General features: G+C 48.3%; 30 protein-coding genes. 3 read left to right on the top strand and 27 right to left on the bottom strand.

The window, feature by feature from the left end:
* Nucleotides 1-53: 53 nt before the first annotated feature.
* The 6 genes from ccsB to KNQ12_RS09445 all read right to left on the bottom strand — a co-directional run bounded on the left by ccsB (nucleotide 54) and on the right by KNQ12_RS09445 (nucleotide 5,582).
* Entirely contained in the window at nucleotides 54-1,220 is a 1,167-nt protein-coding gene (gene ccsB / locus KNQ12_RS09470; protein WP_023467691.1) for a c-type cytochrome biogenesis protein CcsB, read from the bottom strand.
* Nucleotides 1,217-2,764: a cytochrome c biogenesis protein ResB gene (gene resB, locus KNQ12_RS09465; RefSeq protein ID WP_081637418.1), complete on the bottom strand. Its 1,548-nt coding sequence runs from the start codon at nucleotides 2,762-2,764 to the stop codon at nucleotides 1,217-1,219. Before resB ends, ccsB begins: the two co-directional genes overlap by 4 nt.
* A 22-nt stretch (nucleotides 2,765-2,786) precedes the next feature.
* Nucleotides 2,787-3,377: a thiol-disulfide oxidoreductase ResA gene (gene resA / locus KNQ12_RS09460; protein WP_023467689.1), complete on the bottom strand. Its 591-nt coding sequence runs from the start codon at nucleotides 3,375-3,377 to the stop codon at nucleotides 2,787-2,789.
* Nucleotides 3,378-3,503: 126 nt separating this feature from the next.
* The gene (locus KNQ12_RS09455) at nucleotides 3,504-4,265 is read right to left on the bottom strand and encodes a pseudouridine synthase (RefSeq protein WP_023467688.1); all 762 of its coding nucleotides are present in this window, start codon (nucleotides 4,263-4,265) and stop codon (nucleotides 3,504-3,506) included.
* The gene (scpB, locus tag KNQ12_RS09450; protein WP_023467687.1) at nucleotides 4,265-4,837 is read right to left on the bottom strand and encodes an SMC-Scp complex subunit ScpB; all 573 of its coding nucleotides are present in this window, start codon (nucleotides 4,835-4,837) and stop codon (nucleotides 4,265-4,267) included. Before scpB ends, KNQ12_RS09455 begins: the two co-directional genes overlap by 1 nt.
* Nucleotides 4,827-5,582 (bottom strand): segregation/condensation protein A, encoded by a 756-nt coding sequence (locus KNQ12_RS09445; RefSeq protein WP_214747763.1) that lies wholly within the window; start codon nucleotides 5,580-5,582, stop codon nucleotides 4,827-4,829. The genes scpB and KNQ12_RS09445 overlap by 11 nt, the downstream gene beginning before the upstream one ends.
* A gap of 92 nt (nucleotides 5,583-5,674) precedes the next feature.
* Between KNQ12_RS09445 and KNQ12_RS09440 the strand changes: the two genes are divergently transcribed.
* Complete coding sequence (locus KNQ12_RS09440; RefSeq protein WP_023467685.1) at nucleotides 5,675-6,139, top strand: DUF309 domain-containing protein; 465 nt, start codon at nucleotides 5,675-5,677, stop codon at nucleotides 6,137-6,139.
* Nucleotides 6,140-6,156: 17 nt separating this feature from the next.
* On the opposite strand, the gene KNQ12_RS09435 is transcribed toward KNQ12_RS09440, so the two are convergent.
* The 11 genes from KNQ12_RS09435 to KNQ12_RS09385 form a co-directional block, all read right to left on the bottom strand.
* Entirely contained in the window at nucleotides 6,157-6,504 is a 348-nt protein-coding gene (locus KNQ12_RS09435; protein WP_023467684.1) for a GNAT family N-acetyltransferase, read from the bottom strand.
* Between the two features lie 151 nt (nucleotides 6,505-6,655).
* On the bottom strand, nucleotides 6,656-7,183 hold the full coding sequence (locus KNQ12_RS09430; protein WP_214747760.1) for a type 1 glutamine amidotransferase domain-containing protein: 528 nt from the start codon (nucleotides 7,181-7,183) through the stop codon (nucleotides 6,656-6,658).
* Nucleotides 7,184-7,280: 97 nt separating this feature from the next.
* On the bottom strand, nucleotides 7,281-7,718 hold the full coding sequence (locus KNQ12_RS09425; protein WP_023467682.1) for a peptidylprolyl isomerase: 438 nt from the start codon (nucleotides 7,716-7,718) through the stop codon (nucleotides 7,281-7,283).
* Between the two features lie 103 nt (nucleotides 7,719-7,821).
* Nucleotides 7,822-8,826: a S66 family peptidase gene (locus KNQ12_RS09420; protein WP_214747757.1), complete on the bottom strand. Its 1,005-nt coding sequence runs from the start codon at nucleotides 8,824-8,826 to the stop codon at nucleotides 7,822-7,824.
* 82 nt (nucleotides 8,827-8,908) lie between these two features.
* Nucleotides 8,909-9,553: a hypothetical protein gene (locus KNQ12_RS09415; protein WP_214747754.1), complete on the bottom strand. Its 645-nt coding sequence runs from the start codon at nucleotides 9,551-9,553 to the stop codon at nucleotides 8,909-8,911.
* A gap of 91 nt (nucleotides 9,554-9,644) precedes the next feature.
* Nucleotides 9,645-10,946 carry a pyrimidine-nucleoside phosphorylase gene (locus KNQ12_RS09410; RefSeq protein WP_214747751.1) on the bottom strand — a complete coding sequence of 434 codons (1,302 nt, stop codon included), beginning with the start codon at nucleotides 10,944-10,946 and terminating at the stop codon, nucleotides 9,645-9,647.
* Nucleotides 10,947-10,992: 46 nt separating this feature from the next.
* Nucleotides 10,993-11,805, bottom strand: a complete 813-nt coding sequence (locus tag KNQ12_RS09405) for a purine-nucleoside phosphorylase (protein ID WP_029341181.1) — start codon at nucleotides 11,803-11,805, stop codon at nucleotides 10,993-10,995.
* Between the two features lie 18 nt (nucleotides 11,806-11,823).
* Nucleotides 11,824-12,996, bottom strand: coding sequence for a phosphopentomutase (gene deoB / locus KNQ12_RS09400; RefSeq protein ID WP_214747748.1), 1,173 nt, complete (start codon nucleotides 12,994-12,996; stop codon nucleotides 11,824-11,826).
* A gap of 118 nt (nucleotides 12,997-13,114) precedes the next feature.
* Nucleotides 13,115-13,999, bottom strand: a complete 885-nt coding sequence (xerD, locus tag KNQ12_RS09395) for a site-specific tyrosine recombinase XerD (protein WP_029341179.1) — start codon at nucleotides 13,997-13,999, stop codon at nucleotides 13,115-13,117.
* A 124-nt stretch (nucleotides 14,000-14,123) separates the two neighbouring features.
* Nucleotides 14,124-14,606 (bottom strand): ferric iron uptake transcriptional regulator, encoded by a 483-nt coding sequence (gene fur / locus KNQ12_RS09390; RefSeq protein ID WP_023467675.1) that lies wholly within the window; start codon nucleotides 14,604-14,606, stop codon nucleotides 14,124-14,126.
* Between the two features lie 101 nt (nucleotides 14,607-14,707).
* Nucleotides 14,708-15,238: an NUDIX domain-containing protein gene (locus tag KNQ12_RS09385; protein WP_023467674.1), complete on the bottom strand. Its 531-nt coding sequence runs from the start codon at nucleotides 15,236-15,238 to the stop codon at nucleotides 14,708-14,710.
* 168 nt (nucleotides 15,239-15,406) lie between these two features.
* Here KNQ12_RS09385 and KNQ12_RS09380 point away from each other — a divergent pair, with 168 nt between their 5' ends.
* Entirely contained in the window at nucleotides 15,407-16,261 is an 855-nt protein-coding gene (locus KNQ12_RS09380; RefSeq protein ID WP_214747745.1) for an aldo/keto reductase, read from the top strand.
* A 67-nt stretch (nucleotides 16,262-16,328) separates the two neighbouring features.
* Nucleotides 16,329-16,988, top strand: coding sequence for a type 1 glutamine amidotransferase domain-containing protein (locus KNQ12_RS09375; RefSeq protein ID WP_023467672.1), 660 nt, complete (start codon nucleotides 16,329-16,331; stop codon nucleotides 16,986-16,988).
* 63 nt (nucleotides 16,989-17,051) lie between these two features.
* Here the strand turns inward: KNQ12_RS09375 and KNQ12_RS09370 are convergent, their stop codons facing one another.
* The 10 genes from KNQ12_RS09370 to KNQ12_RS09325 all read right to left on the bottom strand — a co-directional run bounded on the left by KNQ12_RS09370 (nucleotide 17,052) and on the right by KNQ12_RS09325 (nucleotide 24,908).
* On the bottom strand, nucleotides 17,052-17,669 hold the full coding sequence (locus tag KNQ12_RS09370; protein ID WP_058265153.1) for a hypothetical protein: 618 nt from the start codon (nucleotides 17,667-17,669) through the stop codon (nucleotides 17,052-17,054).
* 80 nt (nucleotides 17,670-17,749) lie between these two features.
* Entirely contained in the window at nucleotides 17,750-18,286 is a 537-nt protein-coding gene (locus KNQ12_RS09365; RefSeq protein ID WP_023467670.1) for a PadR family transcriptional regulator, read from the bottom strand.
* Nucleotides 18,287-18,448: 162 nt separating this feature from the next.
* Complete coding sequence (locus KNQ12_RS09360) at nucleotides 18,449-19,033, bottom strand: NUDIX hydrolase (RefSeq protein WP_023467669.1); 585 nt, start codon at nucleotides 19,031-19,033, stop codon at nucleotides 18,449-18,451.
* On the bottom strand, nucleotides 19,030-19,611 hold the full coding sequence (locus KNQ12_RS09355; RefSeq protein ID WP_023467668.1) for a CDP-alcohol phosphatidyltransferase family protein: 582 nt from the start codon (nucleotides 19,609-19,611) through the stop codon (nucleotides 19,030-19,032). The genes KNQ12_RS09360 and KNQ12_RS09355 overlap by 4 nt, the downstream gene beginning before the upstream one ends.
* Nucleotide 19,612: 1 nt before the next feature.
* Nucleotides 19,613-20,500, bottom strand: a complete 888-nt coding sequence (locus KNQ12_RS09350; RefSeq protein WP_214747741.1) for an ABC transporter ATP-binding protein — start codon at nucleotides 20,498-20,500, stop codon at nucleotides 19,613-19,615.
* A complete protein-coding gene (locus KNQ12_RS09345) occupies nucleotides 20,472-21,221 on the bottom strand; it encodes an ABC transporter permease subunit (RefSeq protein ID WP_251055778.1) in 750 nt (249 codons plus the stop codon). The genes KNQ12_RS09350 and KNQ12_RS09345 overlap by 29 nt, the downstream gene beginning before the upstream one ends.
* Nucleotides 21,218-21,976 (bottom strand): ABC transporter permease, encoded by a 759-nt coding sequence (locus KNQ12_RS09340; protein ID WP_214747738.1) that lies wholly within the window; start codon nucleotides 21,974-21,976, stop codon nucleotides 21,218-21,220. Before KNQ12_RS09340 ends, KNQ12_RS09345 begins: the two co-directional genes overlap by 4 nt.
* Complete coding sequence (locus tag KNQ12_RS09335; RefSeq protein ID WP_023467664.1) at nucleotides 21,963-23,159, bottom strand: ABC transporter substrate-binding protein; 1,197 nt, start codon at nucleotides 23,157-23,159, stop codon at nucleotides 21,963-21,965. The genes KNQ12_RS09340 and KNQ12_RS09335 overlap by 14 nt, the downstream gene beginning before the upstream one ends.
* A gap of 19 nt (nucleotides 23,160-23,178) precedes the next feature.
* Complete coding sequence (locus tag KNQ12_RS09330) at nucleotides 23,179-23,937, bottom strand: SDR family NAD(P)-dependent oxidoreductase (RefSeq protein WP_214747735.1); 759 nt, start codon at nucleotides 23,935-23,937, stop codon at nucleotides 23,179-23,181.
* The gene (locus KNQ12_RS09325) at nucleotides 23,937-24,908 is read right to left on the bottom strand and encodes an MBL fold metallo-hydrolase (protein ID WP_214747732.1); all 972 of its coding nucleotides are present in this window, start codon (nucleotides 24,906-24,908) and stop codon (nucleotides 23,937-23,939) included. The genes KNQ12_RS09330 and KNQ12_RS09325 overlap by 1 nt, the downstream gene beginning before the upstream one ends.
* Nucleotides 24,909-24,913 lie beyond the last annotated feature (5 nt).

Genomic DNA, 24,913 nt, shown 5'->3' with positions numbered 1-24,913 from the left:
AGACGCATACGAAAAAGCAGCGGACCGTTTCCGGGTCCGCTGCTTGCTTTTTCTTACGCGTATGAGTGTAATCCTGCTACGACAAGGTTAACGAAGACAAGGTTGAACATGATGACGGCAAATCCGCCGACACATAACCAAGCTGATTTTTTACCAATCCAACCACGCTGGATGCGCATATGGAGATAAAAGACGTAGAAGAGCATCGTAATGAGTGCCCATACCTCTTTCGGGTCCCAGCCCCAGTAACGGCTCCAAGCCATTTGCGCCCAGATCATCGCGAAGATCAGACCGCCCAGGATGAAGATTGGAAGACCAATCGCAACAGAACGATAGCTGATCTCATCTGCTGTCTCAAGATCAATCTTACGTGCAATCGGCTTCAAGCTCTCAGCAAGACGCTTGCGAAGAATGACGAAGCGAAGCAAGACGTATAAGACGACGCCACCAATGATCGACCATAAGACCGTATTGACTTTGTTCGCGTTCAAGAAGTTCGGTAATTCGATGACGGCACCTGAACCCGATAAGACTTTTCCGCCTTCAGGACCGGTCAAGACTGGCATCGCGTAGTCATGTGTCATCGTTGCACCGTTTTTCGCAACGTATTCGATCGTCGATGCAGAACCTGTTGCTTTGAACAACAGCCCAACTAAGATGTAACCGACAACACATGCGAGTGAGAACATGACGACTTCGAGCCACGTCCGTGTTTTCGATTCCTTACTGAAATCCGTCGCGTGAATCAGATACAGTAATCCCGTCGCGAAGCTGACGGCCAGAATCCCTTCGCCGAGCGCTGCCGTCGTGACGTGGATTTTGAGCCAAACACTTTGTAGTGCTGGGATCAACGGTTGGACTTCATCCGGGAACATCGACGCATAGGCGATGACGAGCAATGCAACTGGCATCGCAATCAAGCCAAGGACGTTGTTTTTGTAGATGGCATAAACGATCAAGAAACCAAGTACCATCATCATGCCGAAGAATGTCGTGTATTCATATAAGTTCGAAACTGGAACGTGCCCAGCTCCAGCCCAGCGCGTGAAGAAATAACCGAGCTGCGCGAGGAAACCGATGATCGCGAGCGTAAAGGCGATTTTACCAGAACGCGTCGGTCCTTTTTTACCACTCGTCGCTACAGCGAAGAATCCTGTACTGACGAGGTAGACGATGAATGATGTAAGGAGCAGGTTACTGCTCAACTGAAGCAAATTCATTTAGCTTCCCCCTCTTCCCGCAACTTTTGTCGATCCTCAAGTTCTGGTAGACCGACTTCCGTCAACGCGAGATTAGCTTCTTTTTGAAGCCCCAATGCATTTTTGTTCGTAAATCCAGCAATCTGGATCCGACCGTTCTTCTCTTTGAGCCAGAGACGACGGTGTGGCCAGTACATTCCGATCAATAGACCTGCCATGAAGATGATACCACCTGCAAACAGGAACGGTAGCGTCAGATCTTTTTTAATCCGGACACCCGAGATGTTCGAGAGTTCCGTACCCGCGAATGCCATTTTGTACTGGTTCTCATCTCCACCGACGTTCAATTTGATCCCAATCAAACTCCGTTCACCTTTCGGATGTTCCGGTGACTTGATACTAAAGACGAAGGCTGGATTGACTGGACGTCCCGAGTTCGTCGTTGGCTGACCATCTTTAACGACGAAGTCCGGAAGGAAGTCCTTCAGTTCGACTTCATATCCATCTTTTAAAGCATATGTTTCTTTCGGATCACGCAAGTCGACTTTGATCGTATCGACGACTTTGTCCGTCTTCTGGTTGACGATATTAAACGACATCGTCTTGAATTCCGGATCTGCCGCGTATTGTTCCTGGAAGACTTGATAATCATCGAATTCGAATGGGCGGTTGACTGCCGTCTCACCTGATTTGATTTCTTCAAGCTTCGGTTTGAAATCGGATGTTTCGCCGACTTTCTTGTACAGCGTCATCTTCGTATCATAGTTCTTCGGTACGTTTCCGCCTGCTGCTTCAAGTGATTTCTTGAACTTCTCATCGACCTTCTCAGGATCATAGAACTCGATGTTGAACGCTTCATTTTTCAAGTAGTACTGATTGTCCGTCGCCTCGATCGGCAACGTCTCTCCTTCGCGGAGCCAAAGCAATTCATCTTCGTGCATCCCTGGTACGACTCGAAGCATCGCACCACCGAAGAATAAGACGAGTCCGATATGATTGATGTATGGACCCCATCGTCCGAAACGTTGCTTTTCCGCTAAGAGTGCCCCGTCTTGTCGACGGACTTTATAGCCTTTTTTCTCAAGCAACGGTGCGATCGCATCGATTTTTTTGACATCGCCAGTCGCTTCCGCGCCAAATCGCTGACCGTTCATGAAACGGTCCGACTGGATGACCGGTTGTTTCTTCAGTGCTCGGTAGAGCGGGAAGAATCGGTCAATCGACACGATGATGATCGAGAGTAATAAAAGCGTGATCAATCCGATATACCACCATGATTCAAATAGGTTATGGAATCCTAACGTATAGTAGATGTCACCTGCCGTGCCGTATTCCTTTTGGTAAAACTCTTCTGGTGGTGTTGCCTGTGGAATGTACATCTCTTGCGGGAAGATCGTTCCGACCCCGCTCGCGATGATGATCAAGGCAATCAACCATAACCCGACCTTGACGGACGAGAAGAACGTCCATGCCCGGTCGATCCAAGATGGATTCTTACGTTTCGATCGAAGCTCCGCTTCCTCGTAACGCATGTCCAGTTGTTTGAAATCTTCTTGCTCCTGCATCCTTAAATCCCCCTTCGATGCGTTACTCGTTCGCCTTCTTCACCATCTCTTCGAGCTTCGCTTGATCAATCTCACCTTCATACTTCTCGACGACTTCACCTTTTTTATTGATGATGAACGTCACAGGTAAGTTGTAGATCCCGTAAGCCTTCTCGACCGAACTGTTCGTATCCATGAGAATCGGATAGTCCGTTCCGCCAATATCCTTGATGAAGCTTGAGACACGAACTGGTGTTTCACCGACATTGACCGCTACGAAATTGACGCCTTGGTCTTGCATCATCTGATAGTTGTCATTGATCAATGGCATCTCTTTCTTACATGGTTCACAGAATGTTCCCCAGAAATTGAGTAAAAGTCCTTTTCCTTTGTATTCGTCCATCGAGTGCTGTTTCTCACCATATAGATCGACGAGTGCGAAACCAGGGGCATCATCGCCTGCCATGACACGACCGTTTTTATCACGTGTCGCTTGATCGACGAATTGCATGATGACGACTGCTCCGGCGAACAAGACAATCGTCATGATCATCAGACGCCAGAAGGAGCGTTTCTTCTTTTTTTGCTGGGCCGCTGCTAAGCGTTCTTCCGGATTTTGTTTCGTTTTTTTCATATTTTACCGCCTCCACCCATATTGTACTTGAAATCGCTTTACCGTTGACAAAATGTGAAATTCGTTAATCGTTTTGTCACAAAAAAAGAAAACTCAACCCGGAGGATGAGCTTCTCGCTTTACAAATTAACGTTTTTTTGTGTTCTTACGTCTTTTCGTAGGTGGAGCGGCTGGATCCGCTAGCTCACGCAATTGATTGACTTCTTTTTTTGAAAGTTCACGCCACTCGCCAGAAGTAAGACCGGCCAGTGTCAAGAAACCGAACTGTTCACGTTTCAACTTCAAGACTTCCGAACCGAGTGTCTCGACCATTTGACGGACTTGACGGTTATGTCCCTCGTAGATGACCATTTCAAGAATCGCTGTATTTTTCTTCTTATCGATATCGCGCATCTCGACACGGGCTTTACCTGTCTTGAAACCATCCGGTAAGACGACACCTTTTTCAAGACCTTTGACGTGGAAGTATTCTGGTACACCTTTGATTTTGACGATGTAGCGCTTCGGTACCTTATATTTCGGGTGAAGCAAGAGGTTCGAGAATTCACCGTCATTCGTCATTAAAAGAAGACCGCTCGTATTGTAGTCGAGTCGACCGACTGGGAAGACACGGTGTCCGGGTGGTACGAGATCGACGACCGTCTTACGTCCTTTATCGTCCTCAACCGTCGAGACGACACCTGTTGGTTTATAGAGCATGTAGTAGACGTGTTCTTCCCGTTCGAGCTTCACACCGTCTACTTCGACTTCCGCACGTGCTCCGACTTTCGTTCCAAGCTCCGTGATGACTTTTCCGTTGACCTTGACGCGACCTGCTGTGATCAATTCCTCTGCTTTACGCCGCGAAGCGACACCTGCTTGTGCGATGATTTTTTGTAACCGTTCCATTAATTCACTCTCTCCTCTAATGAAGGATCATTCCGGAAGAAGAGATCTCCATCCGATTCGAACGTTTCTTCGAACTCGAGTGGCGGCAACTCTTCAATACTGTTCAGACCAAAATGGTCCAGGAAATGATCCGTCGTTTTATACAATTTTGCGCGACCGACGCCTTTGGCGCGTCCCGCCTCTTCAATCAAACCTTTTGCACTTAACGTATGGATGACACGCTCCGTCTTCACACCACGAACGACTTCGATGTCAGCACGTGTGACGGGTTGCTTGTATGCGATGATGACGAGTGTCTCCATCGCTGCTCGAGACAAGGAATCTTCTGCGAGCGAACCGGCATATGCCTGAATATATGGCGACATCTCTTTTCGTGTCACCATCTTAAAGACACCACCCGACTCCACGATTTGCAACACACGCTGCTCTGCTTCGAATGTCGTTTGAAGAGCCAGCAACTGTTCACGCGCTGCCGCTTCACTGATCTCTAGTGCTTGACTGAGACCACGTGGATCGATCCCATCGTCTCCGACGACGAATAACAGGCTCTCAATGATTTGTTCATACGCCAATCTGACTCTCCTCCTTCACCATGCTCCGCAATAGGATATCATCGGTCATCTGTTCACAATCAATGACCCGTTGCTTCACGAGTTCTAGAACAGCGAGGAAGCTGACGACTAGTTCTTCGACCGTCGGTTGCTCCGCAAAAAAGCCGAAGAATGTCGTCCGCTCACGGGTCGCGACGTACCGGGCAACGGACTCCATCTGTTGCTCGAGTGAACGTTCTTCCCGTTTGACCGTCTTCGAACGGCGTACCTTCCAGGCTTCCCGTTGGCGCATTTTTTCGTAAGCACGTAATAAATCACTCAGTGATAACGTACCGTTATACTCTTGTGCATCCGTATCGAGATAACGCATCAAATCCTCTGGTTGTTTCGAGAACAGCTCAAGGCGTGCCTCTTCCTTTTCTTTCAGGACGAGTGCTGCTTCCTTGTATGCTTTATACTCGATCAACTGTTGAATCAGACCTTCTCGCGTCGGTTCTTCCTCGAAATCGGGAATCTCATCGTAATCCGTCTGTTCGATCGGCAAGAGTTGTTTGCTTTTCAGTTGCAACAGCGTCGCTGCCATGACAAGATATTCACTAGCAACATCTAGTTCAAGATGCTGCATCGCACGGATATAGGACACATATTGATCCGTCACCATGGAAACGGATATATCATAAATATCGATTTCTAATTTACCAACCAAGTGTAACAGCAAGTCCAGCGGGCCTTCAAACGCATCCATCTTTACACTGTATGATTCCATGATTCTCCCTGCCCATCAACGTTTTTTGCGCCTTAGTATACCATACAACAGATGGGTTCGACTATGTTATATTCAAAGGAAGAGGTGATTCCATGAATCCGATCGAGCGATTCGTATTTGAATTCAACATCCGGCACGATTACTTCGAGTGCCATGAAATCTTAGAAGAAGTCTGGCAAGAAGGACAACGCCAGGACGAGGCGCTTGTCGGTCTGATCCAACTGGCCGTCGCCCGCTATCATCACCGCCGCGGAAATACGACTGGGGCACAGCGGACATATGCGAAAGCATTCGATAAAATCGAACGTCACCGGGCATCACTGATTGCGTCCGGGATCGACGTCTCATATTTGCTCGATCATCGCGACCATTTTACGGATAAGGTCTATCGACACATCCCGTTACCTGTCTTCTCGGACGTCATCCGAGCCGTCGCACTTGAAGCGACAGCACCTGATCTCGACTATGTGACACATAAACACCGTTTACGCGATCGTACGGATGTCGTCACGGCACGACAAGAAGCGCTACAAAACCGAAGAGACCGGTCCATCTGAGCCATGGACCGGTCTTTTTATTGATTTTTCCATTTGTCGACGAGGCGTTGCGTCTCTTCGGTCGCACCCGTAATATCCGTTCGAAGAAGCTTGGCTGCTTCATCGAGTAGGAGATACGACATCCGTTCTCCACGGAAAGACGGTGATAATGCGATATGTTTCAATTCAGCATGGCCATCCATTAATTGAAACCCGATGACACCGACGAAATCCTCATCTTGTTTGTACAAATACAAGCGTTGGTCTTCTTCCTGTTCATAGGCTTGAACCGTTTCAAGCAAATACTTCGGATCCTTCACTTCGCACGAAAAGGCAATCAGCCCCATCGCGGTCCGTTCATTCAACTTCTTATATTTTACTAGCATGTGATTCTACACCTTCCTAATTTCAACAACTCTCAGGAGCATGAACGACTGAGACTCATTCATTCTACACCTTCTCACACAGAATTACTGCATTTTTTTCATAATCCATGAAAATGCAGGAGACCGTCACGTGACGTCCCCTGCATCTGAATCACGCTTGTTCTTCCATCACTTGGATGAAGGTACGCATGTAGTCCGGTAGATCGGGCGGACGACGACTCGAGACGATATGTCCGTCGACGACGACGGCTTCATCATGCCAAATCGCACCCGCATTCGTCATGTCATCCTTGATTCCTGGCGTACTCGTGACGTTGACACCTTTTAAGATGCCGGCAGAGATCAGCACCCAACCAGCGTGGCAGATTTGACCGATCGGTTGTTTGTTCTGGTCAAAATGACGCACCATGTTCAGAACAGAGTCAAAGCGGCGTAATAGATCGGGCGACCAACCACCTGGAACAAGAATCGCATCGTATTCTGCTGGATTGATCTCATCGAACGTCTTATTCGATTTGATTGGGACACCGTACTTCCCGATATATGTTTCATCCGCTTTCTCACCGACGATGTCGACGATTGCGCCTTCTTCACGTAAGCGATGGACTGGATACCATAATTCTAAATCCTCGAAGTCATTGCTGACGACTTGGATGATTCGTTTTCCTTCTAAACGCATGACAAACACTCCTTTTCGAGTTGAGTTCCCTTACTGATTGTACCCGGTTCTAAAAAAAGAAAAACTCCTCTTCGAACGTTCGAAGAGGAGCAAGAACTTACGCTTCGACGCGGATTTCTTTGATGCCAGCGCCTTGCTTCATTTTTTGTGCATGTTCGAGACCTGAAGTCACTTGTCCGAAGACCGTGTGTACGCCGTCGAGGTGCGGTTGTGGCTCGTGTACGATGAAGAACTGGCTCGATCCTGTGTTACGACCAGCGTGTGCCATCGAAAGTGAACCCGCTTTGTGTTTGTGTGGGTATGATGTTGACGTTTCACAAGGAATCGTTTTTCCTGAACCGCCTGTACCGTTTCCGATTGGGCATCCGCCTTGTGAGACGAAGCCTGGGATGACACGGTGGAAGTTCAATCCATCGTAAAAGTTCGAGTTTGCAAGGTTTTCGAAGTTTTCAGTCGTGATCGGTGCTTCATCGTTGAACAATTCGAATTCGATTTTATTTCCATCTTCTAATAAGATATGACCAGTTTTTTGCATGTTTGACCAACCTTTCGTGCTTTTCAGCAAGAGATTCGTCACGATTCAAGATCGTGATTCCATGGTACAGTGTACCAAATTTCAGGACGTCGTGCAGACCTTTTTACTCGACGGCTGCCTCTAAAATATCGAGTGTCACCGAATCTGTTGCTTCGACACGAATCCGAATTCCATTCGCAAGTGTCGTGACGGGATCCGTATGCCCGAAGTCCGCATCGAGAATGATCGGGAAATCATAGCCTCGCGTCGCGCGCAGAATGATGTCTTTGAGCGGGAAGTCCGGATCAAAATCGACTTTGCGCGGGAAGCGTCCGACGACGAGTGCCGCAATCTTGTCATACGCACCCATGTGTCGCAATTGCGTGAAATACCGGTCGATCGTTTCTGGTGTCTCACTCTCGTCATCCTCAAGCATCAAGACGACACCGTCAAACGATGGCAAGTAAGGTGTTCCGGCAAGCAGTAAAAGTGTTCCCGTGTTCCCCGTCAGAATCGGACCTTCTGCGGCACCGGTCTTAACGATCGTGTACCCTGCGTTCACTTGATGTTCTCGTCTTCGGTCGTCCGCGACATCCCAGCGTAAAACCTCATCTGTCCACTCCTCAGACGCTTCGATCCGACCAATCGGCTCCGTCTGCATGAACGTACGTTTGAACGATTCTTCTGTATACGGATCAAGACCATCGAATTGACCGAACTGCGTCAGCAGTGCGGGTCCGACGAACGTCGTCAATCCTGTCTGCTGATAGATCCCAGCAAACAGTGCCGTGATATCGCTGTAACCTACGAAGATCTTCGGATTGTTCCGGATTAATTCATAATCGAGTTCGTCGAGTAGCTGGTGCGAGTTAAACCCACCGATCGACGAGATGATCGCCTTGATCGACGGATCAGCGAACGCCATATGTAAATCTTGTAGCCGTTCCCCGATCGTTCCTGCCGTATGACTATGGACAGCTGTTGCGTTCGGCATCAAGACGACCTCAAAGCCCATTTTTTCAAGTGTTGCGATACCGCGGGCGAGACGACGCGGTACGTATGCTGCGACAGCAGACGCCGGCGAGACGATGGCAATCTTATCCCCTTTTTGTAAGCGTGGTGGTTTCATGAGAGTTCCCCCTTTTCATTACAAGTATTTCCAGTATAACAAATCGAAAGGGGACCGCGTACTTTCATTTTTCCCCTCCATTTTACAGCTTCACGAAGAGCGAATCTCCGTTCTCAAGCAATTCTCCTTTTTCCGAGACATAATCGACCTTGACTGTCATATGTTGAAGAATCTTTTGTTCGCGCAACGACTTTGCCCACGCTGTGACCTGCGCTTTATCTTGTTCGTGTCGCTTGCGTGGAACGTCCACTAAGAGCGTCGGAGCGACTTCCTTCCGTAAATAAGCCTTTGAATAAAAACGCGCGTCACCTAGATGCTGTATTTTATCGTTGTCATAAAGTACGGTCACGCTCAATTGATTGTTCAGTTGTTCGAGAGTCGGCGACGGGATCCGTCGCTCTAACCGATCTTCCCAAAGTGACGCATGATACGAGTCAACGAACCTCCCCGACTCCTCTTGTTGATAGACGAAAAACTCAGTATTCGTTTTTTCGTCTATCGCGCGTGCGGCATATTCAAATGGAAAATTGCCCATGTTGTCGTAAAGACTACCGGTCACCTTCGCTTCCGGAAGATGCTGTTCTAAGTAAGTTTTTGCTTTCCGCTGTACTTCAGTCTCTTTCGTTCCATCCGAGTTCATGTCCTGTGTAAAAGCGAAAGTCATCAATAAGGCACTACCTCCGATGACTCCAATTAGACTGGCAATCCCGATTATCCAACGTTTCATATACTCCCCTCCCATATTTTTACACTTACAATTTTACCATAAAAAAAGTAGCGGACGAAGTCCACTACTTAAGTATTGCTGATTGGATTGCTTACTGGATAACAGCGTGAACGAGCGGGCGTTCTGCCGGTTTCGTTTCACTGATATGGTACGCGTGATCCATTTTTTCGATTGCTTGATCGAGTGTTTCTTTGTTTGAACGAAGTGTTGCGATGACATCGCCGACTTCGACACGGTCGCCGACTTTCTTGTGCAACGTGACGCTTGCTGCGTGATCAATCTCATCTGTTTTCGTCGCGCGTCCTGCACCGAGGATCATTGCTGCAACACCGACTTCGTCAGCGATGATTTCAGAGACATAACCTGCTTTTGAAGCGACGAATGTTTTTTCGTATTTCGTTTCAAGTGCTTTTGTCATGTCGTCAACGAGAGACGCGTCGCCACCTTGAGCTGCGATGAACTTTTTAAAGACGTCAAGTGCTGCTCCGTTACCGAGACGTGTTTCGAGATCCGCATATGCTTCGTCAAACGTCGGGTAGAAATCACCGAGGACTGCCATGTGTGATGCAATCGTCAAGGCGATGACTTTCAAGTCACGAACATCTTTCCCTTGAAGGACTTCGATCGCTTCCTTGACTTCGTTTGCGTTTCCGATTTCAAAGCCGAGCGGCTGATCCATGTCCGTAATGACAGCAACCGTCTTACGGTTGACACTCTTACCGATCGAAACCATCTCTGTCGCGAGTGCTTTTGCATCTTCAAACGATTTCATGAAGGCACCAGAACCTGTCTTGACGTCGAGTACGATGCTGTCTGCTCCTGCTGCGATCTTCTTCGACATGATCGAACTTGCGATCAATGGGATCGAGTTGACCGTCGCCGTAACGTCACGAAGGGCGTAGAGTTTTTTGTCTGCAGGCGTCAGGTTACCCGTTTGACCGATGATTGCCATCTTGATGTCGTTGACTTGTGAGACGAACGCTTCTTCAGAAAGCTCGACGTCAAAACCAGGGAACGCTTCGAGTTTGTCGATGGTTCCACCTGTATGACCGAGTCCACGACCGCTCATCTTCGCAACCGGAATACCGATTGACGCAACGAGTGGTGCGACGATCAGACTGATCTTGTCACCAACACCGCCTGTCGAGTGTTTATCGACTTTTTTCCCGTGGATACGTGAAAGGTCGATCACGTCGCCCGAGTTGACCATCGCCATCGTCAAATCAGCGATTTCACGATCTGACATTCCTTGATAGAAAATCGCCATCGACATCGCTGACATTTGGTAATCTGGAATCTCACCATTCGTGAATCCTTCTACCATTGCTTGAATATCAGCTGTTGCGAGTTCGCCACCATCTCGTTTTGTTGCAATCAAATCTACCATACGCATAATCTAGTTCCTCCTCAGGAGTGGTTGTGAGTTTTATAAACAGTCGTTACATTTTTTTGATCGAACCGCGAACGAGTGATAGGAAGTGTGCCCGGACACGTTCTGTCGTTTCGATGACTTCATCATGATGTAACGGTTGGTCGAGAATACCTGCTGCCATGTTCGAGACACATGAAATCCCAAGGACTCGCATATCGGAATGACGGGCAACGATGACTTCAGGGACCGTCGACATACCGACGACGTCGCCACCGAGCATCCGTGCCATCTTGACTTCTGCTGGCGTCTCATACGTTGGACCAGTGTTTCCGAAGTAGACACCTTGACGGACACGAATTCCGAGCTCGTCCGCTGTTTCCTGTGCAAGACGAAGTAATTCCGCATCATACGGCTTCGACATATCCGGGAAACGTGGTCCCATCTCATCGACGTTCTTCCCGATCAATGGGTTCGTACCGAAGAAGTTGATGTGATCTGTGATCAACATCAAATCACCTGGTTCGAACGCTTCGTTACAAGCACCCGCTGCGTTCGTGACGATCAATGTCTCGACACCGATCGCTTTCATGACACGGACTGGGAACGTGACCATGTCCATCGAATATCCTTCGTAGAAGTGGAATCGCCCTTGCATCGCAACGACTTGTTTCCCTTCAAGAGTACCGAAGACGAGTTGTCCCGCGTGTCCTTCGACCGTTGATACTGGGAAGTTCGGGATTTCATGATATGGAATCGCGATCGGGTTTTCGATCTCATCCGCGAGGACACCCAGTCCTGAACCGAGAATCAATCCGATCTCCGGTTTTGCCTGCATCTTGCTTTCTAAAAACGAACGTGTTTCATTCCAGTTGACTGTCATCTGAATCGCTCCCTCGAATTATAGTTCTGTTAAAAAGCTTGTTCCATGTACCGGCATCTTGACGGCGAAGTTTTCTGCGACCGTCGCTCCAAGATCAGCGAACGTTTCACGGATACCGAGCGGTTTTGCAACACCATTTTTATGGTAGGCAAGCAATGGTACGTATTCCCGTGTATGGTCAGTCCCAGCATGAACCGGATCGTTTCCGTGGTCAGCCGTGATGATCAAGAGATCGTCTTCGTTTAAGCGAGCAAACACTTCCGGAAGACGCGCATCGAACTCTTCGAGTGCTTGTCCGTAGCCTTGCGGATCACGACGATGTCCGAACAACGCATCGAAATCGACAAGGTTTAAGAAGCAAAGTCCGTTGAAATCACGATCGAGTTGTTTCACGAGCTGATCCATGCCGTCCATGTTCGACTTCGTCCGGATTGCATCCGTGACGCCTTCTCCATCGTAGATATCAGCAATCTTACCGAGCGAAATGACATCGAGTCCTGCCGTCTCGAGTTCGTTCATGACCGTCCGGTCGAATGGTTTAAGTGCATAGTCGTGACGGTTCGCTGTCCGGACCCACGCTCCTGCTTCACCAAGGAATGGACGTGCGATGATACGACCGAGCATGTACGGGTCATCCCGTGTGATATCACGTGCGTATTCACAAATCCGGTACAATTCTTCTAATGGCACGACTTCTTCGTGTGCTGCGATTTGAAGGACAGAGTCTGCCGACGTATAGACGATCAAGGCGCCTGTCTCGACATGTTCTTGTCCGAGTTCGTCGAGAATTTCCGTACCAGAAGCCGGTTTGTTCCCAATGATCTTCCGACCTGAGAACTCTTCTAGGCGATGAATCAAATCATCCGGGAATTTTTCGAAGACACGGAATGGTGTATCGATCCGGAGTCCCATGATCTCCCAATGCCCTGTCATCGTATCTTTCCCTGCAGATACTTCCTGCATTTTTCCGTATGCCGCAAGCGGTGCTTCTTCAGCTGAGATACCTTCGATCGGTTCGATATGCGAGAGACCGAGTTTTGCCATGTTCGGCATGTTGAGTCCGTTGCGTTCACGCGCGATGTGACCGAGCGTATGCGAACCAAGATCTCCGAACTGTTCAGCGTCCGGTGCTTCTCCGATTCCTACGGAGTCCATGACGATCAAAAATACACGTTTAAATGATTGAGCCATTTGCTGTTCCTCCTATATACGAGCTGTAGTTGTGCGATTCCCGTTACGATTTTTCCCGGAAAGGGACTAGACAAAACGCATCATTTGTCTGAAGTCAGACCTTTAAAAGATAGAACCATCATGCCCGTGGATGATGTTTCTTATACACGTCGTGAAGTCGTGCTTTGTTAACGTGTGTATACATTTGTGTCGTCGACAAATCAGCGTGTCCTAGCATCTCTTGTACGACGCGTAAATCGGCACCATTTTCAAGTAGATGGGTCGCGAACGAATGACGCAGGACGTGCGGCGTGATCTCTTTTTCGATACCCGCTTCCTTTGCCCGTCGCTTGATCATCTTCCAAAACCCTTGCCGTGATAAACGATCACCGCGACTGTTTAAGAAGACGTCGTCCGTCTGTTGACCACCGAGACTGTTGCGCGCGAGGTCAAGATATGTCCTGACGCTCTCAATCGATGTCGTACTCATCGGGATGATCCGGGATTTGTTCCCTTTCCCAAGACACGACAGATACCCGAGTTCGAGTTGCAAATCGTTCAATTTCAGTTGGAGCAGTTCGCTGACGCGCATGCCTGTTCCATAGAGAAGCTCAAGCATTGCTGCATCTCGTCGTGTAAGCGGATCGACACCGACGACCGAATCAAGCAAGCGTTCGACGTCCGTTTGACTCCAGACGACGGGCAACTTTTTCTCCGGTTTCGGTAAATCAAGATGACGAGACGGATCATGTGTTGCAAGTCTCTCTTCGACCAAATATTGATGGAACGAACGGATCGAGCTCGTCGCCCGGCGAACCGTCGATCGTGACTTTCGTGCTTCAAGCAATCGTTCAATATGGTCGACGATATGATGTCGGTGAACCTGTTCGAACGAGGAAACTTCCGCTGTTTCAAGCGTCTGTAAGTATTGATTTAAATCATTTCGATACGCAGCTGCCGTATTCGCGGACATTTGCCGTTCAATCACTAAATAATTGATAAATGCTTCCAGTTGTTCACGCACTGAACTCATCCTCTTCGTTTACGAAATCGCTTACTTTCCCATCATATCAAAGGTGTAAACCGTTGTGAAGAGGTCTGACCTATAAAATTGAAAAAGAAAAACCATCCGAAATTTCGTCGGACGGTCAGACTGTTTGTGTTTGCGATTGTTCCAACGCTTCCCGAGCATGACGCTCTTGGCAGACACGGCAGACGCCATGGAATGTCAGGCGGTGATCCTTGATTTTAAAGTGGAATCGGGACACGATTTCTTTCTCTACTTCTTCTAGCATGTCGTCTAAAATCTCTTCGACGGATCCGCATTCGATACAGACGAGATGGTGATGCGAATGACTCGCACCTTCTTGTCGTAAATCAAACCGGGATACGCCATCTCCGAAGTTGACTTTATCGACGACTTCAAGCTCCGTCAATAATTCGAGCGTCCGGTAAACCGTCGCAAGTCCGATGTCGGAGTTCTTTTCTTTTACAAGGAGAAAGACATTTTCGGCACTGAGGTGATCCGACTCGTGTTCGAGCAGGACACGCACAGTCGCTTCACGTTGGGGAGTCAGCTTATATCCTTTACCGCTTAGCTGTTTTTTGATGCGTTCTACACGACTTTCCATCATAACGCCCCCTTTGTTCGAACTGATGCTATTATCATAGCTGATAATCAGTCTTTTTTCAAATTAAAATGATTATCAACTGAAAATCATTTAAATGAGAATCATTTTAAAGTACGAATTTGCCAATGCTGGATCGCCATGATCGTTTTCGCGTCGACGATCGTTCCGTTTGCAACGAGTTCGAGTGCTTCTTCGAGCTTCAATGTCTTATTCTCAAGGAACTCATCCTCATCTAGTTGACGATCACCGGCAGTCAGACCAATCGCTTCATAGATATGTACACGCTCACTGCAGAAACCAGGCGCACCGTAGAAATCAAAGACATGTCGTAACTCTTTCGCGACGTATCCTGTTTCTTCCTTTAATTCGCGTCCGGCACAATCGAGTGGATCTTCACCCTTCTCGAGTTTTCCTGCTGGAATCTCGATCGATAGACTCTCGAACGCCTTCCGGTACTGTTCCACGACGATCAAATCACCTTGTTCATCAAAAGCAATGATTGCGACGGCACCATTATGATAGACCAATTCACGGACCGAGGTATTGCCGTTCGGTAACGTGACGACATGTTTCTCGACATCAAAGACTTTTCCTTCATAGATCACTTCACGTTCAATCGTTTTTTCTTCCATCGGATGTGTTCCCCTCTTCTATCTTAGTTTACGTTCTCTGTCATGATTAGTATGCCGTTTCCGACGTATTGCCGCAAGACTTCGAAATCGTCTTTTTCATCAGATATGATACACTAGAAAGCAGAAGTTCCAAACTTATAGTTCATCTAAGAAAAGAGGGAATTGAACATGTCATTAGGATTAGGTACGATGACGATCTTAAAGCGTGGTCAGGAGGAAGCAACAGCAATCCTGCGGACGGCACTTGATGCCGGAATCACGCACTTCGATACAGCGGACGTCTATGCGAACGGAGCGGTCGAATCCATCATCGGTCAAACCTTCTCACAAGAGGATCGCAGTCGATTGTTCCTCGCCTCAAAAGGTGGGAATCGGATGAACGCGACCGGAACCGGTTGGACATGGGATCCGAGTTATGACTATCTGAAGCAAGCTTGTCTTGAAAGTTTGAATCGTCTTGAAACACCTTATCTCGACCTGTATTACGTCCACGGCGGCACGATCGATGATGACATCGATGCGTCGATCCGCGCAATGGAAGATTTAAAAGCAGAGGGGAAGATCAAGGAATATGGTCTGTCGTCACTGCGCCCGAATGTCATCGAATATTGGCTCGAGCATAGTAATTTCTCTTACTTGATGACGCCTTATTCGTTGCTCGATCGCCGCATCGAAGAGTTGTTGCCACGCTTAAAAGAGAAAAACATCCAAGTCGTTGCCCGTGGTCCACTGGCAAAAGGACTCTTGACACATGAGAGTGCTTCACGCCTGCAGTCGGTTGATCGGTTCGAACAATTCGATAAGGAAACGCTTGAGGCGAGTCTACAAAAACTTCAAGATTTCCCGCTTCCGGCGCTTGCGTTGCAAGCCATCGATCAACAGGTCGATATCGTCCTTCCTGGCGCGTCAAGCGTGTCACAGCTTCAGGCAAACGTCCAAGCGATGAAAGAGCCGATCTCGCAAGCTCAAATCGATCAGGCACTTGCTACACTGCCGGTTCATCACTATACGGAACACTGGTGAGGTTTAACTCTTCATATCTCCGGGAAACTCCTTCTTTGTAACGTTCATACAGAGGAGGAGTTTTATTATGGCTCGTATTTTAATCGTATCAACAAGTGCAGATGACATGAATGGTCACAAAACAGGATTATGGTTCGAAGAGTTCGCAGCACCATACAACCTGTTTAAGGATGCAGGACATGACGTGACGGTCACTTCGATCAAAGGTGGCGACGTCCCGATCGATAAAGCATCGATCGTCAAAGAAATCTTGCCGAAATTCCAAGATGCACGCCGTGCGTTGCACGACACGAAAGCACTCTCAGAAGTCGATCCAGCATCATTTGATGCTGTTTACTTCCCAGGTGGTCACGGTGCGGTCGTCGACTTCCCGAATAACCCACAAGTGGCAGGTGCCATTGAAGCTGTCATCAAAAAAGATGGCGTCGTCGCATCTGTCTGTCACGGTCCAGCGGCCTTTGCACACGTCATGATTGATGGCAAACCTTTCGTATCAGGTCGTCAAATCAACGGCTTCACAGACGAAGAAGAAAAATCGACAGGTCTCGAAGATAAAGTACCATTCTTGCTTGAGACGACACTTCGTGGTGAAGGCGCTACTTTCCTCACATCGGATGCTGGTAAGGAATTCGCAGTCATCGACGGCAACGTCGTCACAGGACAAAACCCGGCTTCAAGTGAAGCAGTCGCAAAACTAGTCCTCGCAAAACTGGCGACACAAGCGTAATAGATAGTATTCATACAAAATGGAGCACGCGACATCATGTCGCATGCTCCATTTTTTCATACGTTATAGACGGTGAATTGAATCCAATCGTTCGAGGTCAGCTTCTGTCTCACGTGTTTTTTGTTCGAGTCGCTTTAACTCGTCCTCGAGTTGTTGCTGTTGGGCTTGCAATGCAGATCGTTCTTCCTCCGTATAGGAACGTGCTACTTCTTTTTCTTTGAGGTACCACCATTTTTTGACTTTTTTAGGTGGCGGTCCGAGTTCAATCTGTTGCTCGTGTTGTTTGACCTCATCTATTTGTTCAGCATGCGCCAATTGAAGCTGCTTCAATTCCGCCTCATAAGTGGCTTGTCTCGCTTCAAGAATTGGTGTGAGGTACGCGAGGATATGCGCAGTAAAATCTCGCTTGACGACCCGTCGTAACACATCTCGCCGAAGGGAAGCTTCCGAATGACCTGAGGCATTCTCCCAAACGATTGAATCCGCTCGTTCTAGAATCTCCTCTTCTTCTGCTTCTCCGAGCCAACGTAATTTCAGCAATAATGGTTCAAGGAGTGCCTCTTCTACATACGCCGTAAATTGCGAATACGAGATTGCTTCTCGTATCAGCGGTTCTTCATGTAAGCGAAATAATGCTTCCGCCTCTTCCTCAATCCAGTCTTCATAGTCATTAAAGTACATCGATTCTCTCCTTACTAAATCCTATTACAAAATAAAACTGGCTCGAATCCGCCATCTACATGACAGTCGAGCCAATATTGTTAGACGTTTGCTTCGTTCTTTTTGATTTCCGCGATTGCCCAGTCACACCAATCCAAGTAATTCAACATCATACGCAAGCCGTACTCACTCGTCAAGGTCTCCCCTAGTGTTGCACCGTTCTCGAGGTGGTCGTGACGCCAACTATGCATCATCTCGACGGCAAATTGATGGTGCCGCTTCGACTCTTCCAAATAAGCAACGGCTTCCTCTGGTGGGAGCAGATGCAAGAGCGACACCCGCATCAAGTTCTCATCCTTCATCTTCGGTTTGAATTCATTTGGTGTCCGTAACCATTCAACGAGCTCCGTACGCCCTTTATCGGTAATCGAATAGACTTTCTTGTCCGGCAAGTCTTCTTGGACGATATGAACACTCGTCACGAGCTCTGCCTCTTCCATTTTCAACAACTCTCGGTATATTTGAGTATGGTGTGCGGTCCAGAAGTGGATCATCTGTTTTTTAAAAGTCGCGCTTAAATCGTAACCGGTCGCTTCCCCTTGGGTCAGCAGCCCGAGTAGTGCAAATCGTAATGCCACTGGCTGCACCTTCTTTCCTTCTTTTGTATATATACTTAATTATCTCAAATATATCTTAATTTCGCTACTCTTGCGTCGAACGAATGTACGATTAAAAAAAGACCTACGAGCGAAATCACATTCGATCGTAGGTCTTCATGCGTTATTGCTTTCCCATTCTTTCTATTTACGTAATTGCTCGATTCCTTGTCGTACATGTCTCCAGTAAGAAGAAGGATGCGGAACGAATTGACGACGATCGAACCACTCGCCTGTCGTGTCCTGAATACGCTCGATGGACATGTCAGCGATTCGCTCAAACTGCTCGATCGAAAAAGCAATCAATCGCTTCACTTCTGTTTCCTGGAGGACGTATGCGTCTATCGCTTGATCACTTCGAGCAAGAAAGACATGGCATCGCTCACAGTCCCATAGTGACGCATCCCGAAACTCCTCTTCCTGGATGCCAAGCGGTATCAATTGATCAAACGTACACGTCAAACCAATCTCTTCCTCGAGTTCCCGGACACCATCCTCGACTGTCTCATTCGCAAGCAAGTGACCCGCTGCCGTGATATCAAGCATTCCTGGAAAGTCCTTCTTTTGTTCAGACCGTTGCTGGAGCAGCACGACGTCCCGCTTTGGATCGTAAACGAAACAATGAAACGTTTCGTGCCACAAGCCGTTTGCGTGGACTTCTGATCGTGGACGAGGTCCGAGCAGGTTGCCCGCTCGATCCACAGTCATGATCATCTCTTGTTCACTCATCGCAACACCTTCGAAGCTTGATGGAATCGCTCCCCGACCGTATAGAGTTCAGCAATCAAAAAGACAATTGCGATCCAAATGATGGCGCTTGGGAACAGGATCATCGCTGTTAGGAATAAAAACCCTTCCGTCCGCTCGACGAGTCCCGGTTGATATTGAAACGACTTATAGCCGTAATTTTCACTGACCGCTCCGATTGCGAGGAACATCGTCATCCCAATGACGAATGATGCGACGAGCAACAGAATAACGACCTGCGTTTCCGGAAATCGGAGTGCAAGACCAATCAGCACTGACAGCTCGACGATCCGGTCGAGCACAAGGTCAAGAATCGTACCAATCGGAGTTGTCTTTTCTTTTCGTGCCATCGTTCCATCGATGACATCAAGCATGCCCGAGATCCACAATAAGACAATCGCCGTTCCCATCATATCGTTATAAACGAAAAATCCCGTCGCACCACCGATGATGCCGGAAATGATCGTCACCTGTGTCGCCGATAATCCAATTTTCTTAAATAAGGTCGCCCCTTGATCAAACAGGGGTTGAACGATTTTACGCGCACGCGTATCTAACATGTCACCCCTCCTTTCTAACGATATAGCCTTCTTTCTCATGAATCGTCTCGTCTGAAGAAAGCACGAGCCGTTCTCCGGACGCCCGTTCTACTTCGTAGAAGCGAACGCCGTATTGAATGAGTTCTTTCGTAATCGTAACACGTTCATCCGTTTCCTTCGTCGGTCTTGAGACCAAGTTGACTGCCGTCAGCGGATGCCATGTTTCTTCAATCTGAATGCCTTCGCCAAAAAACGGACTTGTCTGACTAAGTGTGATTGGAGTGCCATGATCGACGATTCGTCCGTGCTCTAAGACATAGACGATATCCGCCATCGCCATTGCCTCTTCCCGATCGTGTGTGACAAGGAGTGTCGTGACACCTTGTTCCTCGGTCAACTTCCGAATCAATGTCCGTAGTTCCCGTCGTCTCGGTACATCTAGACTCGAGAACGGTTCATCGAGCAACAAGAAGTCCGGTTGACTCGCCAGCGCACGAGCTAAACTCGCCCGCTGCTGTTCGCCCCCTGACAATTCGTGAACAGCACTTTTTCCTCTTCCCTCGAGTCCGACGCGATGTAACCAGGATTCGAGCTCAATCGGTGTTAATTGTTTGGCACCGAGACGGATGTTCTGTTCGACGTTCAAATGTGGGAACAACAGCGACCGTTGAAACATCATCGTCACACCACGTTGATTCGGTGAAAGGACAGTCACATCTCGGTCGCCGAACTGAATCACTCCACTCGTCACACGTTCGAGACCTGCAATCAGGCGGAGAAGCGTCGTTTTCCCACTACCACTCGGTCCGACTAAGGCCACACATTGTCCAGACGCAATGCTTACATCGATATCAAATAATACATGCTTCGTTCCAAAACGTTTATTGACTTGTTGTATCGTGACTTCCATTTAAACGCCTCCGTACGATTCGTATCCAACTAGAAAAAATAATAGCTTGTCCAGCATAAAAGAGGATGGGTAAACCAATCAACCAGAGTGTCGCTAGACGCGCCGCCCCTTGAGAATTACCGGAATACGCCGGAAAAACTTCCAGTGCAATCATGCGGACGATTCCGCCACCAATCAACGCAACCAGTGCGTACTGACTGATGGTGATCACCGTGACGAGTAGCGTCACGGATTGTAACGTCGACCGAAGCATCGGTCCCGTCAAATAGAACCAACGCTTGAACCGGTTTCCCTCAATCAAGACCATCTGTTCAAGCATCCGTTCTCCGAGCGCCTGAAATCCGTTCGTGTACAAGCGAACTGTATAGGGTAAGGTCGGCAGAAGCAACACGAGCAGGACACCAAAAAATCGATCTGCCAAACCAAGACGGATCCATGTCAAATAGAGACCGAATGATAGCAATAACACGGGAACGAACAGCGGCAAACTAATCAAGAACTCTGCTATACGAATCCGTTTCCCCGTTTGAAAGGCAATCGCTTTTCCTGCCATGTATCCGAAGAGATGATTTAACAATACGACGGCACAAATCATCGCGACGGTCGTGCCGAGCGTCGCTTCTAGGCGCGGATTCCAATTCCACTCTCCTGGAATCAAACCAATTAAAGGAACGATGAACAGGAGTACAACGAATACGGTCACACTGATTTTTTTCATCATTCGCTTCGCCCCCTACTGATCTTCGTTGCCAGTGGGCGTGTCAAACCAGTCATAAGCAATAGCAGGAGGAAGAGTCCTCCCGTCAAGACGACACTCATTGCAAAAGCGAGTGGTTGCTCCGATAAATCGCCTTGTGTATACAAATCGAATGCATAGACGCCAAGTAATTTTGGATAGGTCACGCCAAGCAGTGCTGGAATCTCATATGCGAACAGGATGAAGGCAAGCAAGATAAATGCTGCCTCAAGCATCGGAACGAGTAGGAAAACACCCCGCGCATGCCAGAATCGGCACACTGGTGATAAACCGAGCATCATACCGAGTTCTTGATAACGCGAATCAAGGCGCCGGACCACCGGTAAGAGATAAAAAAACACGAACGGAATTTCTTTATACAGATACGTCAGGATGACACTAAAATAATTCCTTTCATGCGGTCCGATGACAGGCACATCACTCAAATAGAGAATCGCGAGGTATGCTGCTCCTAGATGAGGGATGAATAAAGGAATCGCAAGTAACACAGCTAGTCGTGTTCTGCTCAAGAGCCTTGCGAGCACCACACCAATGATCAGCGCGAGCACCGTACTGATGATGGCCACATAACTGCTGACGGCTAGACTCTCTAAAAAGACCTCATCCGTCAGTAGCTCGCGGTAATCAGCAGATGTCGTCATCGAGATACTGACCCATAACCCGTATAAGACCATCCCTGCCATCAAGAGTGCAGCAGGATACGCGTTACCGCGCCACACGAGACGGCCATTCCTTACGGATCATCTCGAAAATGGATGGGTCGAGTTCCGTCCGGACCTTTCCTTCAAAGACGCTTGGCTTTGGTGTCGACGGTGCAGCCGGTACATCAGCGAATTGCTTTTGTTCTGACGAATTCAGTGTCGATAAATCAAGACTCGTTCCGTCTCCCCAATACGTCGCATCGTATTTTTTCAACTGTGCTTCTGGTGATAACAACGTATTGATCGCTACGAGTGCGCCCTTCGGATTCGGTGCGTTGAACGGTACGGAAAGGAAATGCGTCGACGCGATTGATCCATCCTTCAAGACGATCGGACGTGTTTGTTTCGGAAACGTTCCTGTCTTCACTTCTTGTTCAGCCCGTCGTTCGTTGAAGCCCATCGTGAAATCAACGTCTCCCTTCGCGTATAACTGATCGAGTTGGGCAAGTGTCTTTGGATAGGTCTTCCCTTTTTTCCAGAGATACGGTTTGATTTCGTTCAAATAAGCCCATGTCTTCTTGAAGTCTGCTTTCGGGTCTTTTAAGGTTTCATTCGATTCGACACCATACATGACGTGGCGGACGAAGGCATTCCCCGTAAAGTCCGTCACTTCCGGATAAGTGAAACGTCCTGGATTTTCCTTGACCCATGACTTCAGTGCTTTCAAGTCGGTCGGTGGCGACTTCACGTCAGCTGCGTCATAGTGCAACGTATATTGAACTTTCCCCCATGCGGCTTCAAGTCCGTCTGTTTTCGTACCACTATCTGAACTCTGTGCGGCAGCATCAACATATTTCATGTTCGGGAGGACTTTTGTGATTTCTCCATAGAGTAAATCATCTTTTTTAGCATTCAAGAAATTATCGCCATTGATCCAGACGACATCGATGACACCTTTTTCCTTACCTGCCTGCTTCTCAGCACGCAGTTTTTGAATGATATCCGCCGTCTCGATCGGGACCCGTTCTAACGTGATGTTGTGTTCCTTCTTCAGACGCGGTGCTACATACTCATCGATGTAGGCATTGATGCCGTCATCGCCGCCCCACATGTACATCCGAACCGTTGACTTTTCCGCTTCTTTTTCGATCGTCTGATAAGAAGTCCCCAAGACATTCTTCGGTTCCGGTGTCGCATCCGGTGTTCCACAGCCTGCGAGCAGCGTACCTAGGGCAAGAAAGCTGATTACCTTTGTTTTCATTTGTCGTTCTCCTCCGTCATCACTTTTTATCGAAGCCCGGTTTTCCTAACCACTCGATCAACCGTGGCATCACGCCGTACCCTTTTGCCGATAACTCCATCCACCATGGTGCATTGACTTCACGTTTACGCCGCTCTATTGCTCGGACGACAGTCGAAGCTAGTCGTTCTTTCGATAGGACGATGGAAGCGACATTTTGCTCATACTTCCGGTCGACATCCGCACGGACAAAAAATTCTGTCGCGATCGGCCCTGGATTGACCGTCATGACGTGGATGCCTTTTGGACGTAACTCCAGACGTAACGCGTTCGAAAACTGCAACATCGCTGCTTTCGTCATGCAATAGATCGTTGATTTCGGTGTCGGCAACTTCCCCGCCTGACTGGCCACGTTGACGATCATGCCACCTTCTTTCAGTAATGGCAGACATGCCTTCGTTAAGCGAATGGGACTTAAGACGTTGATCCGGTGCATCGACTCAATCGTTTCAATCGAGGTATCGTCTAAGAAGCTGAATTCCCCGAAACCTGCGTTATTAATCAAAATATCAATCCGTCCATAACGATTTGCGAGTGTTTTCGCAAGAATTTCAGGCGCCTTTTCCAAATCGTAGACCAGGTAGTCTGCCTGGAGTTCAGATGCTAACGTTTGTAACCGATCCTCGCGTCGTGCAATTAAAATCAAGTTTGCGCCTTCTTTATGCAGAGTGCGCGCCAGTGCTTCCCCGAGTCCACTTGAAGCGCCCGTGATGACGATCGTCCGGTTGATGAGTTGCATTAGACTTCCTCCATTTTCGAATAGTAGAGGATACCTGATCGTTTCTCGACCGTGATCGCACCGCGGGCGACGAGTGTATCGAGACGTGCTTTCATCTCACTCATGACAAGCGGGAATGATTTTTTTAATCGGTTTCCATACGTCACTTGTGCTAATTCGAATAACGTATGTTCTCCCGAAAAATACTTCAAGAGCTGATCACCACGTGCCTTGCGTTGCATCAATCGTTCTTCGACGAGTACCGCAACATCTCGAATCGGAGCACCATGTCCAGTGTAGGCGATTCGAATCTGCTCACTTTGTAATTTTTCTAAAGAGTCAAGATACGCAAGAACAGGACGTTTTACGAGCACATCATCACTTGGTTGCGGTTGTTCGAGCAATGGATTCGGCTCGACCCGGTCGAGCAGGTGATCAGCCGCGAACAACACACCATCGTCACTTAGTATTCCGATTTGGTCACTTGCATGCCCCGGTAGTTCGATGACCCGGTATCGCCCAGACGGCGTAATTGCGTCGCCTTCTTTTAATGTAAAATCAAGTTGACCTTTTCCAAGCCATTTCAAGGCAGATTGATAGCTTGGTAACATCTCTTGAATCGCTAGCGGAACGCCAAACGATGTCGCCAATCGACGCAAGAATGCGTCCCCGTTGTTCAAGAAGGTCTCGTCCTGTTCCAAGTATGGGCGTAATCGCGCATGTCCATAGACGGGAATGCCTTTCTCTGAAAAGCGATGTGCCATCCCAGCATGATCCGCATGGTGATGTGTCACGATGACACGATCTAAATCCTCGACCTGAAGTTCATGTCGCGCAAGCGTCCGTTGCATCGTTTGCCATGCTTCAAGCGTATCCGGTCCACAATCAATGAGGATGTTTTCCCCTTCCGTTCGTAGTACATAGCAGTTCACGTCTCCAACCGGAAATGGTGTCGGAATCGGAATCGGGATGATTTCGTCTGATACAGTCATACCTA

This window comes from Exiguobacterium sp. s11 (assembly GCF_018619015.1).
In the GTDB taxonomy this organism is placed as follows: Bacteria; Bacillota; Bacilli; order Exiguobacteriales; family Exiguobacteriaceae; genus Exiguobacterium_A; species Exiguobacterium_A indicum.
Note: the sequence above shows the minus strand (reverse complement) of the source record. Positions and strands in the feature narration are given on the sequence as shown.